This window comes from Weizmannia sp. FSL W8-1119 (assembly GCF_038008605.1).
In the GTDB taxonomy this organism is placed as follows: Bacteria; Bacillota; Bacilli; order Bacillales; family Bacillaceae_C; genus Weizmannia; species Weizmannia coagulans.
The window spans coordinates 2,255,011-2,268,719 of sequence record NZ_JBBOZL010000001.1 but is presented as its reverse complement, the minus strand read 5'-3'; the positions used below and the strand labels follow the sequence as shown (position 1 = coordinate 2,268,719).

Genomic DNA, 13,709 nt, shown 5'->3' with positions numbered 1-13,709 from the left:
GCGGAACATGGGAAAGCAGGTTTATTTGGTGGATACCCCTGTCGCCACCGTTTGGACTTCCGCACAATCGCCGGGTGCCGGAGACGAAGAAGCCCTCCGGAACCCGGCGAATATGAAGCAATGGCTCACCGGCCTTTCATTGGAACAGCGGCACGAACTTTGGCGGAAAAATAAAATCCAGACACAGGTGCTCTACGGCCGAAAAGTCATTGTCCATAAAACAGAGGGGAAGTGGGCGTATATTTCCGTTCCGGAACAGCCTTCCAGCAAACATCCGGACGGCTATCCCGGCTGGGTCCCCCGCTGCCAGCTGAGGCAGGGAGAAGAATGGCCGCAAGATACTGCTGTTTGTGCCATTAAAAAGCCATTTGCAATGCTCTATGATGAAAATCAACTCCCTTTATTTGAAGTGAGCTTTCAAACACGCTTTTCTGTAGTGGATGAAACAAAGGACCGGTTCGTTGTAAAAACGGTACGGGGGAAAACGGCATCGCTTAAAAAACAGGATGTGCAGTTGAAGGGGAGCAGTCCCGGCAGCCAGGGCAGGCATATGCTTGACGCCGGAAAAATGTTTCTCGGCCTCCCGTATTTATGGGGCGGCATGAGCGGATATGGATATGACTGCTCAGGATTTTCCTATACAATGGTGCTTGCTGCAACAGGCAGGGCCATTGCCCGTGATGCCCATGAACAGGCAAAAGGAGGAACGACCGTCCCGCTCGGAAGCATCGCACCCGGCGATCTTTTATTTTTTGCCCATGAGGAAGGAAAAGGCGCCATCCACCATGTCGGAATTTATGCGGGGGAGGGGAAGCTGCTCCACTCGCCGAAAACAGGCCGGCCTGTTGAACTGCTGGATATGGAAGGAACGATTTACGAAAAAGAACTATGCGGTGCGCGGCGTTACTGGATGTAAAGTCGCGCATAAGATGGGAATCCGCAACGCAACGGGTTGCGAAAGGAATGCAGCGCGGCGTTGGTGGCCGGGAGTATGCGGCAAACCGGCTGCAAAAGCAATACGGGTTGCGGCAGCCGGGTGAAGGGAGTGCGCCATGATGGAAAAACTGTTGGAAGTCAAGCATGTCAAAAAATACTTTGAGATTGGAAAGAAACAATTTTTAAAAGCAGTGGACGATCTTACTTTTGATATTTATAAAGGGGAAACGTTCGGGCTTGTCGGGGAATCGGGATGCGGAAAGTCGACGGCAGGGCGGCTGATGATGGGGATCTACACCCCAACCGAAGGGCAAATCCTTTATGGCGGAAAAGATATCCATGCACTGAATGAGCGGGAGCGTTTTCTGATGAAAAGAAATGTCCAAATGATTTTTCAGGATCCGTATGCTTCCCTGAATCCCCGTTCCACTGTCCGCGAGATCCTTGCTGAACCGCTTGAAGTCCATGGCATTTTTAAAAATAAACGGGAAGAGCTTGAAAGAATATATGAATTGCTCGAAGAAGTCGGGCTAAACAGAGAGCATGCAGGCCGGTACCCGCATGAATTCAGCGGGGGGCAGCGGCAGCGGATCGGGATTGCAAGGGCGCTCGCGCTTGACCCGGAGTTTGTGATTTGCGATGAGCCGATTTCCGCACTGGATGTTTCTGTCCAGGCCCAGGTTGTCAATGTATTGAAAAAACTGCAAAGGGAAAAAAATCTCACCTATTTGTTTATTGCCCATGATTTATCAATGGTAAAGCATATCAGCAACCGGATCGGCGTCATGTATCTCGGCCATCTTGTTGAATTGACGGAGAGCAAGAGCCTGTACCGCAAACCGCTGCATCCTTACACGGAAGCGTTGCTGTCGGCCATTCCGATTCCGGATCCGAAAATTGAAGATAAACGGGAAAGAATTATTTTAAAAGGGGAAATCCCAAGCCCGGTCACGCCGCCGAGCGGGTGCGTATTCCGGACAAGATGCCCGAAAGCAATGGACATATGTGCTCGTGTAAAACCGGAATGGCTGGAGATTGAAGACCGCCATTATGTCGCATGCCATCTTTACGATGGGAAGGGCAGTCCGGCAGCAACCGTTTCTTCCGGCGCAAATCAGGTTGGAAAAGTTTGATTGCTTGAAAAGGCATGCAGCTGCGGCAAGCCGGTGGAACAGCGGGCGGGCAATGGTATGTAGAAGCCGTACGAATGGTTTTCTTGTAAGCGTTTGGAAAAAAGAAGCCGGGCCCGTGCCCAATAAGGCCGGGCCCCGGTTCTTAGAACAGGTAAGCGGCACCGACAATAATCAACAGAATAAACAGCACAACAATCAGCGCAAAGCTGTTGCCGTATCCGCAGCCATAGCCACCGCCATAGCCGCCGTATCCGCCGTATCCGCAGCCCCAAAAGCCCATATTTTTCACCTCCGTCTTTCCGTCGTGCAATGTTAATGTATGCAAGATGGAAGGCAGAAGTTTGGACGTTTATCAAGGAATAGAAAAAAAGCATTCTGATCCGGGCGGCCCTGGCACTGCTTTCCTGCACGTCCGCCCCGGTTTTCCGCCAGAATGCGGCCATGTTTGCCAGTCCGGGATTGTTCGCCGGCAAACAAGTTTTTTTGTCTATTTGAATTGCTTTTCCTACAGTTTTTCCCATGAGCGGTGCCGGTGGCTTATTTTACGACAAGCACATCCACATCCGCATTTTTTACAAGGCTTTTGCTTACACTTCCAATGAACAAACTTTTTACAGCATTTTTTCCGCTGCTTCCGGTAATGATGCAGTCTACATTCTCGTTGCGGGCGAAATCAATGATGCTGTCGGCCACCTTGCCTTCTAAAATATGGGTATCGGCTTTGACCCCTTTTGCATCCAATAATTTGCGGGCATGATTCATGACTTCCTCCGCATCGTTCAGGATGAATTGCTGTGTGGAAGGTTCATCAACAGGCGGCGGGTCAACCGGGTAAACCCGCCCGTCCAGCCCCGGAACGGAAATGGTTGGCGGCACGCCGATGTTTTCATCCGGTACCGGTGCTGCCACTTCACTTTCCTGGTTCACGTGGACAACGGATAATTTTATATCTCTTAAGGCAAGGGCAAATGAACAGGCCCTGTCCAGCGCTTTCCGGCTCCCCTCCGAGTCATCGTATGCAATGGCAATATGCTGATACATGTACCATCATCCTCTCATGTATGGCTTGGAACACCCTCTTTTCTTTACCCGGAACGAGAAGAAAAAAACGGTTTCAGCATATTTTTTTGGTTTTTAAGAACTGCATTTTCTACAGGGGTCATTGATTTTTCCGGCCATTCATAATATCCTTTTGCTTAAGGGCCAATCAGCCGGGTGTTTGAGATAGCAGTTTCACAGATTGGGGAAAGATGAGGACATCGACAGATATGAACAAATTCAAACCTTATATAGATAAATTCAGACCTTATTTCTGGGGATTTTGGAACGGTTTCAAAAAAGTTTGGAAAAGAGCCCATATGACTCAAATTATCATTCTGGCCGCCTCTCTTTCATTGCTTGGCTTTTTAGCTTTTTTTGCTTATTACGCAAAAAGCGCGAATGTCGGGCAGTTAAAAAAAGGGCTGGAACAGACGACCGTTATTTATGACAAAGACGGGGACACAGCAAGCAGAATTTCTGCAAACCGCTCGGAAGGCGTATCGATTAAAAAAATGCCGGAAGACCTGCAAAATGCGGTAGTAGCAATCGAAGACCACCGTTTCTACAAACACCACGGGTTTGATATCATCGGTACCTTGAGCGCTCTTTTAAAAGATATCCGGATCGGCGGGGCGGCTGCCGGGGGAAGCACCATTACCCAGCAATTAACGAAAAATGCGCTACTTTCCCCGGAACGGACATTAAAAAGGAAAATTCAGGAGCTTTTTTTGGCGATTGAAATTGAGAAGCATTACACAAAAAAAGAAATTTTGGAGATGTATTTAAACCAGGTCTATTTCGGGGAAGGCGCCTGGGGTGTTGAAAAAGCGGCCAATAAATATTTTGGAAAAGACGTGGAAGATCTGGACTTATCCGAATCGGCAACTTTGGCGGGCCTTGTTAATTCACCGAATGCACTCGACCCGTACCGCCATTATAACCGTGCCATTCACCGCCGCAATGTCGTGCTTTTCGCAATGAAAGAGTACGGGATGATCACGAAATCCCAGTATGAACAGGCAAAAAGCGAAAAGCTTGCGCTAAAAGATAAAAAAACAGATGCGCTGACGGTCAAATACCCATATTACGTCGATGCGGTGCTGGACGAGGCAATCGATCAATATGGCCTGACACAGGAAGAGATCTTAACAAGAGGGTATAAAATTTATACGGCAATGGATCAAAATATTCAAACGGCATTGGAAAATGTTTACCGGCAATCATCACTCTTTCCGTCCGGCACATCCGGCCAGATCATCCAAAGCGGGGCAATCCTTGTAGATCCGTCAACCGGCGGCGTCCGCGGTCTTGTCGGGGGAAGGGGAGAAAAAGTATTCCGCGGCTTCAACAGGGCAACGCAGCTGAAACGGCAGCCTGGATCGATCATGAAGCCGATTACCGTCTATACGCCGGCACTTGAAGAAGGGTACAACCCCGAATCGATGCTGCAAGATAGAGTAATGACGTTTAAAGGCGGTTATGCGCCGAAAAACTATAACAACCAATATCTCGGTAAAGTGCCGATGTACATGGCTGTCGAAAAATCGCTCAATCTTCCTGCCGTCTGGCTGTTGAATAAAATCGGGGTGGAAAAAGGGTACGAATCGGCGAAAAAATTCGGCATCCCGGTCACCAAGAAGGACAAGCAGCTCGGCATTGCGCTCGGGAATATTCAAAACGGCGTTTCCCCCGAAGACATTGCCGAAGCCTACACCACGTTTCCAAACAACGGGAAACGGTCGGAAGTGCATATCATTACAAAAATCGTGAGCCCGACCGGAAAAGTTTTGGTAGCATATAAAGACAAGCAGGAAAGGGTCATATCGAAAAAAGTTTCCCAGGAAATGACATCCATGCTGCTGAATGTTGTGGAATCCGGAACCGGCAAAGGGGTAGCGGTCCCCGGTTATAAAATTGCTGGAAAAACAGGCTCCACCCAATTGCCGTTCAGCGGGGTTGACGGTACAATGGACCAATGGTTTGCGGGCTATACGCCTAATCTTGTCGGGGTGGTCTGGATGGGATATGACCATACAGACCGGAACCATTATTTATACGGCCTGAGCGAACAGGGCATTGTGCCGGTTTTCAACAGCGTGATGAATGCCACGCTAAAATATACAAAGCCGGGTGACCTCGGGGTGGAATCTATCAATGACCAGAAGGAAAACGGCAACCCGTTAAAAGAAAAACTGCAAAACATCGATGAAACGATAAAAGAACAAGTTGATAAATTGCAGAAAAAAATCGAGGATAACCAGGGATTCTGGAAAGGTGCAGCAGATAAGTTGAAAGAGCAGCTGAAAGGAATTCTTGGCCAGTAAACATACTCATTTATAAAGCCGGAATGTCTTTCAATCAGGGGAGGCGTTTCGGCTTTAATTGTTGATTGCCTTTCAAAAAGGTTGCGGGGGACTGCATGCTTTCCCCCGTATGCTGCTTCATTCCGCAACCTGGGAGAGTGAAAAGCACTTGAAGAACGGACATTTGTCCTATTAAATAAAACTGAAAAATAAGAAAATAATTGGATGCTGGCCCGGTTGGAACTTGACCCGGCAAAAATGAGGCTGTTGTATGGTTTCTTTGATTTTTATTTAAAAGTGAACGAAGAAGAGGAGGCGGAAGTAATGAAAACATTAAAATGCTGGACACGGACGAAGCAGAACAAGTACTGAAGCTGCCAAATTCCTACTTTGACCGCGGGTATAGGAAGGAAAGAAGAGAGAAAAACGATTGTTTCCAGGATGCTCAAGAATGGCCTGGAACTACAATTGATTGTTAAAATGACCGACCTGAGCCGGACAGAAGTGGAAAAAATAAAACAGCAACTGGAGCATTCCTAAGGCGCAACACAATGCAGCGGGAATCTGAAAAATTCCCGCTTTTTAACAGGAGCTGTCCATGAAATTTATCGCAAGGCAAGATAGGCAATCAAGTTTAAAACAAACGGGGCCATCACGATGCCCAAAGCGATGGCAACGATTGCCATAGGCAAATATTGTTTTTTCATAAACCCGTTCATAAATTCCCCACCCTTAGCTGTTTAATCCTCTCTTACAGGGTAGCATCCACAGCCGGTTTATGCAAGCCTCCATCCATGTTTTTTCATTTTTTCGAACCCGCTTTGCCGGATGCAGGGAGCGGGACAAGTCAAGGCAAAGAATAGATGTCCGCGCGCGGCGGCCCCTACAGTTTGGATTTCTTCAGTTTTCCTTGCTCAACCAATTCCCTGATGGCCTTCTCTATTTCACGAGGGTCCGTGTCAAATAAATCGGCCAGCTTGACAGCAGACAGTGCAGTATATTTCGGTTCTTTTGTGGATGATATGATCATGTTTTTGATTCGTTCATACAATTTCGCTTGTTCCATGGTTTAATCCCCTTTTTTAAAAAACTGCTTTTATTATGCACAAAACGGCAAAGAAACAATCCCAAAGCAGTTATAGAAGAAAGCCAATTGGCAATCCTAATAAAAAAGGCATGAAATGGGGGCCGATGATGGAAGAAACAACCTTTTCGATTCGAATAAACGGGCAAGAACTGGCGGCGCGTAAAGGGCAAACGATTTTGGAAGTGGCCAATGCCCACGATATATACATCCCCGCCATCTGTTACCACCCGAATCTCGGATCAATTCAAACTTGTGATACCTGTTTTGTGAACGTGGACGGGAATTTGGTACGGGCATGTGCAACCAAGGCAAAGCCGGGAATGGACGTGGAGTCCGTTTCCAAACCTGTAAAAGATGCCCAATATGAAGCAATGTCACGGATTCTGAAAAACCACGAGCTTTATTGCACTGTGTGTGACAACAATAATGGCAATTGCGTTGTCCATAACACGGCCGAGCATCTTGAAATCGAGCATCAGAAATACCAGTTTGAAGCCAAACCCTACCCGCCGGACCAATCCCATCCTTTTTACCGCTATGAACCGGACCAGTGCATTCTTTGCGGAAGGTGTGTGGAGGCCTGCCAGGATCTGCAAGTCAATGAAACATTGACGATTGACTGGGACCGGGAAGTGCCAAGAGTGATCTGGGATCAGGATGTTCCTATTGATGAGTCCTCATGTGTATCTTGCGGCCATTGCGTCACGGTCTGCCCGTGCAATGCGCTTATGGAAAAGTCCATGCTCGGGGAAGCAGGGTATTTAACCGGCATCCCGCCAAAAGTGCTGGAGCCGATGATTGATCTCACAAAAGAAGTCGAACCGGGGTATAAAGAAATTTTCGCCATATCCGAAATGGAGTCGGCGATGCGGAAATCGAGAATCAAAAGAACGAAAACCGTTTGTACCTATTGCGGGGTCGGCTGCAGTTTTGAAATTTGGACAAAAGGGCGCCATATTTTAAAAGTTGAGCCGCAGGAACATGCGCCGGTAAACGGCATCTCGACATGTATCAAAGGAAAGTTCGGGTGGGACTTCGTCAACAGCGAAGAGCGTTTGACAAAGCCGCTTATCCGCAAAGGGGAAGAATTTGTTGAAGCAAGCTGGGATGAAGCCCTGAATCTGATCGCAAGCAAATTGCAGGAAATAAAAGAACAGCACGGGCCGGACGCGCTTGGCTTTATCGCTTCATCCAAATGTTCGAACGAAGAAAACTATCTCTTTCAAAAATTTGCCCGCGCGATCATCGGTACCAATAATTTGGATAATTGCTCGCGTTACTGCCAGTCGCCGGCAACGTCAGGGCTCTTGCGGACCGTAGGCATCGGCGGGGACTCCGGCACCATCCGGGATATCCAGCAGGCGGATTTGGTGGTTACGGTGGGCGCGAATCCGGCCGAATCCCATCCTGTCCTTGCGACACGCATAAAACGGGCGCACAAATTGCACGGGCAAAAACTTATGGTCGTCGATTTAAGGGAAAACGAACTGGCCAGCCGCGCCAATTTATTTATCCATTCGAAGCCAAGCACGGATTTGATTTGGCTTAATGCTGTGACAAAATACATTCTCGATCAGGGCTGGGAAGACAAAGCATTTCTTGAAGCCAGGGTCAAAGGGTTAGACCGGTTCAGAGCTTCACTGGAAAAATACACGCTGGCATTTGCCGAAGAAAAAACCGGCATTTCCAAAGAGAACTTAATCAAAATGGCAACGATGATCCATGAAGCCAAATCCGTTTGCATTCTTTGGGCGATGGGCATCACCCAGCACATATGCGGGACTGATGCAAGCACGGCCATTTCCAACTTGTTGCTGGTTACCGGCAATTACGGCCGCCCTGGGACGGGGGCATATCCGCTCAGAGGGCACAATAATGTGCAAGGCGCCTGTGATTTTGGAACGATGCCCGCCTGGTTCCCGGGCTACGAACCGGTAGAAGATAACGAAGTAAGGGAACGATACGAAAAAGCTTGGGGGGTTAAACTTCCGGAAAACCCGGGGCTTGACAATCATCAAATGATCGGCGGGATAGAAAGCGGCAAGCTCCGGGGGCTCTACCTGTTCGGTGAAGAAATGGCGATCGTTGATTCCAATATTAATTTTGTGGAAGAACATCTGGAAAAGCTCGACTTTTTTGTTGTGCAAGATATGTTTTTCAGCAAAACGGCCCAATTTGCCGATGTGATCCTGCCGGCTGCGCCGAGCCTTGAGAAAGAAGGAACGTTTACCAATACGGAACGGCGCATCCAGCGCTTTTACCAGGTATTTGAACCGATGGGCGAATCGAAGCCGGATTGGGTCATCTTCCAGGAGCTCGCGAACAAAATGGGCGCCCAGTGGCATTACCAGCATCCCGGCGAAATCATGGCGGAAGCGGCAAGCCTGGCAAAGTACTTTGCCGGCATCAGCTACGAGAGACTGGAAGGCTTTAACAGCCAAATTTGGCCGGTTAAAAAAGACGGTACGAGCACGCCGCTTCTGTATCAAGACCGTTTTGCCTTTCCGGACGGCAAAGCCCGGCTTGTGCCGGTTGACTGGGAACCGCCTTTTTCAGCCGGAGAGGGATTCGATTACCATCTTAACAATGGCCGCCTGCTAGAACAGTTCCATGAAGGAAATTTGACGGACCGTTCCCCGGGCATTCATCACAAAGTGCCGGAGCCGTGGCTTGAAATTTCACCGGAGGCGGCGGAAGAACGGGGGATAAAAGACGGGGCGCTTGTACGGCTGACATCGCCTTACGGAAAGGTGAAAGTGCGGGCTGTTGTGACCGGGCGGGTTCAAGGAAAAGAATTGTACTTAACGATGAACGCCCGGAAAGAGAATGAAATGGTGAACCGGCTGACGAGCAGCTATCATGACCGGGTGACCCATACCCCGAACTACAAAGAAATAGGCGTAAAAATGGAGATTTTGGAAGAAAAAGGAAAAACGCCACTGCCAAAGGTGAACCACCGTTACGGCAACCGGATTCCGCAAATCAGTGTAAGAGTGGAAGAAAAATGGAAGCGGGATGACTTTATCCCGATCACGGCACTATTTTCACCGGGAGGAAAAGCAGATGGCGAAGGTGACCAGGCAAACGGGACGGGCCGGTAATCGGAAAGAATACCGCGGGCGGGAAGGCTCTGTCCCGGCCGTGAAATTAATAAAGCCGGGAGGGAAAGCGTATGGCGAAGGCGATCAGGCAAATTAAACAAGTGGATCCGGCCCCAGAAGAATGGCAGGCAGCGTCTATGTCGGCGGTTGTAAAGGCAGCCGCTGAAAACGGGGAATCACTGATTAAATTGTTGGAGATCATCAAACAGCTGGATGGCATGGGCGTGCTCAACGCGATGGAAGGCCTGCTCCAAAACCGCGTTGATGTTGCCGAAATTGCTTTAGGGCAACTGAACCAGCCCGCCATGTACCATGTCATCAAAAACGGGATGAACGTATTTAAATTTTTAGGTTCCATCGATCCGGAACAACTGCAAACGATCCTTTCAGGCATCACGAGCGGATTTGAAAAAGCAGCTCAATCCGGGGGGCAGGAGAGCCTGTGGAAGCTCGGAAAAAGCATGCGCTCCCCGGAAGTGAAACGGTCGCTTGCTATGATGGCTGGCGTTTTGGCGGGGATGGGGGAAGCCATGGAGCAAAACCATTCGCTTCCTAAAGGAGGAACCGACATTGGCTAAAGGGATGTTGAAAGTAAGTGATATGGTAAATGAAGAAGATGCCGCCAAAGTCCGACGCGCCCTGAATGAAGTCTGGGGCGTCCGCGAAATTGAAATAAGCTTGGCAAGAAAAGAAGCGACGTTTACCTATAATGACCAATCGGCATCCTGCCACGACATGGTGCAAGCCGTGACGGAGCAGGGATACCGTGCCGAAATGATGGAACCATAAAAGGAGGAAGGCACTTGAAAGTATGCGAAATCTGCGGTTCCCAAGCACCGGAAGAAAACGAAGCGGAATCAAGAAGAGTGCTTTATGTCTGTGAAAACTGCCGGACCGACCGGAAATTCGATTTTGAAGATGAAAATTAAGCAAATGGCGTTGCGGCATCGCAACGCCATTTATATGCGCATATTTTCCGAAAAAATAGCGCCTTTATTGCCGGCTGCCCATATCCCCGAAAGCATGGGACTTCTTGCCATTGCATATACTAAAACACAAAAATGTTGTAAAATAAAAAACAAAAGCAAGAGAAGCCTTCTATCATTGCCAAGGGGGGAATGTTATGGATCTTCAAGTCGGATTGTGGCAAAAGCAATCAATGAAACTGGCAATGACCCAGGAATTAAAGCAAGCAATAGAGGTTCTTCAGTTCTCGTCCCAGGAGCTCGCATCTTTTTTGGAAGAAAAAGCTGCAGAAAATCCTCTTATCGAACTGTCCAGCACCAATATTAAACTGGTCGATTCCCGTTTTTCCGGCTTGAGCCGTGCAAAGGGGCAGAAAAAAAGCCAGGACAAAAACTGGATTGAACAAATTCCTGCACAGACGGAAACACTCCCGGATTTTTTGATCAGCCAATTGGATATGAAAGCGTTGCCAAACGCAATCGTGAAAGCGGTCCAACTTTATGCGCGCCATCTTGATGCAAACGGCTATCTTACAATCCAGGTTCAGGAAGCGGCAAAAATGGCTGCCATTTCCGAAGAAGATGCCGAAAAAGCGCTTGGCATTCTCCAGTCGCTGGATCCGGCCGGAATCGGCGCAAGATCGCTTCAGGAATGCCTGCTGATCCAGATAAAAAGGGATCCGGATGCGCCCGGGCATGCGGAAGAATTGATCAGTCGCCATTTTCTCGATTTTGCCGAAAAAAAATGGAGAGGCATTGCGAAAAAACTCGATATCTCCCTGCAGGAAATTCAGCGGGTATCTGATTATGTGCAGACATTAAACCCGCGTCCGGGATCCGGTTTTATGGCGGATCGGCCGCAATACATCGTTCCTGATCTTTTGGTCAAAAATCACGCGGGAAAGCTCGAATTGTATCTTGTAGAAAACCAGGTTCCAAAGCTCCGCTTGAATGAAAGCTATGCAAGCATGAATCCGTCCGGAGATGCCAGCGTCACCCGCTATTTAAAAGAAAAAACGCAGGAATACTACTGGATCCGAAAAAGCATCGAAAGTCGGAAAGAAACGCTGCTGAAAGTCGGTGCAGCACTGCTTGAAAAACAGCGGGATTTCTTTTTATATGGAAAAGGGCATTTAAAGCCGCTTACGATGAAAGAAATTTCGGATGAAATCGGGATGCATGAGTCGACAGTGAGCCGCGCAGTGAGGGAAAAGTATATGGAAACGCCGTTTGGGACTTTTCCATTGAAAACATTTTTCACGACCGCCTTGCCGATCCGTTCTGCCGGCGGGGAAGAAGCGGCATCGAGCGCCGAGGTCAAAAATGAAATTTCAGCACTTGTAAGCAGGGAAGACAAGCGGAAGCCGCTTTCCGACCAGGCAATTGTGGCTGTATTAAATGAAAAAGGGTTTGAAATCTCGCGCCGAACAGTGGCAAAATACCGCGAACAGCTCGGCATTCCGTCATCTTCCAAAAGAAAAAGGTACGAATAAGCAGGAAAAAATTTTTCAAACCGGAAGTTGCGCGTTTCTTCTGCCGGAAAAAAAGGGTGAACCGGACGGGAACGGGCAAACGCGCGCCTTGCGAAAACAAATAACCGAACGGTGCATTTAAAACCATTCCTGTTTGTGTATGCCGGGAGCACAGCCCATGCTCCTGCCACGAATGGCCGGAAAGGGAGATGATTTTAAAATGGAACTGGTGCTGTATACAAGAAAACAATGCCCGCTTTGTGCGGAAGCAAAAGAACAGCTGCAACGCCTGCAAAAGGAAATCCCGTTCCGGCTGATTGAAAAAGACATCGAATCATGCGATGCGTGGACGGAAAAATACGGCCTTATGATCCCGGTTGTCGAGTATAAAGGGGAAATGCTCGGATATGGGCGAATTCACCTTTTTGCCATAAAGGAGCGCTTACATGAAATTCATGAGCAATAATAGTTGAAATGCAAAATTTATCCTGCTAGAATGAAACATGTAGCGAGGGTAATTTTTTTTGAGGCAGGCGGGACAAAAAATGTCTCTATGGGACTCAACACGACCTACATAATTATTTAAGGGAGTACATCGTCTATGCGATCGTTGATAGAGGTTCAAAAAAAATTATACCCCGATATCCTCGCTGTCATGCAAAAACGATACCGGATCCTTCGTTCCATTTCTTTTGCGGAACCGGTCGGAAGAAGAACATTGGCGCAAATGCTCGGCATGTCAGAACGCGTACTGAGGAGCGAAACGGATTTTTTGAAAAATCAAAAGCTCATTGACGTAAAACCCTCGGGCATGTCGGTGACAAATGACGGTGCTGCCTTATTACAAAATATGGAAAGCATGATGAGAGAAATATCGGGTATAAATGAAACGGAAGAAAAGCTGAAACAAGCTTTGGGCCTCGAAGACGTGGTCGTGGTTCAAGGGGACAGCGATAAAGAACCGTGGGTAAAAAACGAGCTTGGAAGGGCTTGTGCTGTAAGAATGAAAGCCGCCTTAACGGGAAACAATATAATCGCTGTAACCGGAGGATCGACAATGGCCGCAGTCGCAGATGTGTTAACTCCCGATATCAGTGCCAAGAGGCAGCTGCTGTTCGTGCCGGCCAGAGGCGGGATCGGTGAAGATGTCGCAAACCAGGCCAACACGATCTGCGCAAAAATGGCGGAAAGGACCGGCGGAAAACACAGGGTATTATATGTGCCTGACCAGGTCAGCCCGGAAGTGTACAAATCGGTCGTAAATGAGCCGTCCATTAAAGAAGTTCTTACCCTTATTAAACAAGCGGATATTGTGCTGCACGGCATTGGCGAAGCCATGACGATGGCAGAGCGCCGCAAGACCGGAAAAGAAGAGATGGAGAAAATCATCCGCGGGCATGCAGTCGGCGAAGCGTTCGGGTACTATTTTAATGAACATGGTGAAATTGTTCACAAGGTCCGGACGATCGGCCTGCAACTTGAAGATTTACACCAGATCCGCCATATTTTTGCGGTTGCCGGCGGGGCATCCAAGGCAAAGGCCATTAAAGCCTACATGAACACGAAGCCGGAATCCACTGTTCTGATTACGGACGAAGGGGCGGCAAAACAAATTCTCGCTTGGCGCTAACCTGTTTTTAAAAGGGATAACCCTTTTGAAATATAAAATTT

The 13,709-nt window shown here is 48.4% G+C and carries 12 protein-coding genes and 2 pseudogenes; 11 read left to right on the top strand and 3 right to left on the bottom strand.

Going from position 1 to position 13,709, the window contains the following annotated elements; all coding sequences use genetic code 11:
* Nucleotides 1-7: 7 nt before the first annotated feature.
* Together NSQ19_RS11240 and NSQ19_RS11235 are read left to right on the top strand one after the other, a co-directional pair.
* On the top strand, nt 8-916 hold the full coding sequence (locus NSQ19_RS11240) for a C40 family peptidase (protein ID WP_118498937.1): 909 nt from the start codon (nt 8-10) through the stop codon (nt 914-916).
* A 136-nt stretch (nt 917-1,052) separates the two neighbouring features.
* The gene (locus NSQ19_RS11235; protein WP_061566471.1) at nt 1,053-2,069 is read left to right on the top strand and encodes an ABC transporter ATP-binding protein; all 1,017 of its coding nucleotides are present in this window, start codon (nt 1,053-1,055) and stop codon (nt 2,067-2,069) included.
* Between the two features lie 142 nt (nt 2,070-2,211).
* Here the strand turns inward: NSQ19_RS11235 and NSQ19_RS11230 are convergent.
* Together NSQ19_RS11230 and NSQ19_RS11225 are read right to left on the bottom strand one after the other, a co-directional pair.
* A pseudogene (locus tag NSQ19_RS11230) lies at nt 2,212-2,289 on the bottom strand (YjcZ family sporulation protein); the annotation flags it as partial.
* A gap of 317 nt (nt 2,290-2,606) precedes the next feature.
* Nucleotides 2,607-3,110, bottom strand: a complete 504-nt coding sequence (locus NSQ19_RS11225) for a universal stress protein (RefSeq protein WP_017553697.1) — start codon at nt 3,108-3,110, stop codon at nt 2,607-2,609.
* A gap of 227 nt (nt 3,111-3,337) precedes the next feature.
* On the opposite strand from NSQ19_RS11225, the gene NSQ19_RS11220 reads away from it, so the two are divergent.
* On the top strand, nt 3,338-5,434 hold the full coding sequence (locus NSQ19_RS11220) for a transglycosylase domain-containing protein (RefSeq protein WP_340702857.1): 2,097 nt from the start codon (nt 3,338-3,340) through the stop codon (nt 5,432-5,434).
* Nucleotides 5,435-5,638: 204 nt separating this feature from the next.
* Nucleotides 5,639-5,953: pseudogene (locus NSQ19_RS15770) on the top strand (DUF4351 domain-containing protein); the annotation flags it as partial.
* A 343-nt stretch (nt 5,954-6,296) separates the two neighbouring features.
* Here the strand turns inward: NSQ19_RS15770 and NSQ19_RS11205 are convergent.
* Nucleotides 6,297-6,479: a PCI domain-containing protein gene (locus tag NSQ19_RS11205; protein WP_340702855.1), complete on the bottom strand. Its 183-nt coding sequence runs from the start codon at nt 6,477-6,479 to the stop codon at nt 6,297-6,299.
* 128 nt (nt 6,480-6,607) lie between these two features.
* Between NSQ19_RS11205 and fdhF the strand changes: the two genes are divergently transcribed.
* The 7 genes from fdhF (at nt 6,608) to NSQ19_RS11170 (ending at nt 13,668) form a co-directional block, all read left to right on the top strand.
* The gene (gene fdhF / locus NSQ19_RS11200) at nt 6,608-9,601 is read left to right on the top strand and encodes a formate dehydrogenase subunit alpha (protein ID WP_340702854.1); all 2,994 of its coding nucleotides are present in this window, start codon (nt 6,608-6,610) and stop codon (nt 9,599-9,601) included.
* Nucleotides 9,602-9,672: 71 nt separating this feature from the next.
* Entirely contained in the window at nt 9,673-10,179 is a 507-nt protein-coding gene (locus tag NSQ19_RS11195) for a DUF1641 domain-containing protein (protein WP_285958805.1), read from the top strand.
* On the top strand, nt 10,172-10,390 hold the full coding sequence (locus NSQ19_RS11190; protein WP_013860194.1) for a heavy-metal-associated domain-containing protein: 219 nt from the start codon (nt 10,172-10,174) through the stop codon (nt 10,388-10,390). Before NSQ19_RS11195 ends, NSQ19_RS11190 begins: the two co-directional genes overlap by 8 nt.
* A 14-nt stretch (nt 10,391-10,404) precedes the next feature.
* A complete protein-coding gene (locus NSQ19_RS11185) occupies nt 10,405-10,530 on the top strand; it encodes a hypothetical protein (RefSeq protein ID WP_013860193.1) in 126 nt (41 codons plus the stop codon).
* Nucleotides 10,531-10,724: 194 nt separating this feature from the next.
* A complete protein-coding gene (rpoN, locus tag NSQ19_RS11180; protein WP_340702853.1) occupies nt 10,725-12,059 on the top strand; it encodes an RNA polymerase factor sigma-54 in 1,335 nt (444 codons plus the stop codon).
* A gap of 199 nt (nt 12,060-12,258) precedes the next feature.
* Entirely contained in the window at nt 12,259-12,504 is a 246-nt protein-coding gene (locus NSQ19_RS11175) for a glutaredoxin family protein (protein ID WP_328013511.1), read from the top strand.
* Between the two features lie 135 nt (nt 12,505-12,639).
* Complete coding sequence (locus tag NSQ19_RS11170) at nt 12,640-13,668, top strand: sugar-binding transcriptional regulator (protein WP_017551321.1); 1,029 nt, start codon at nt 12,640-12,642, stop codon at nt 13,666-13,668.
* Nucleotides 13,669-13,709 lie beyond the last annotated feature (41 nt).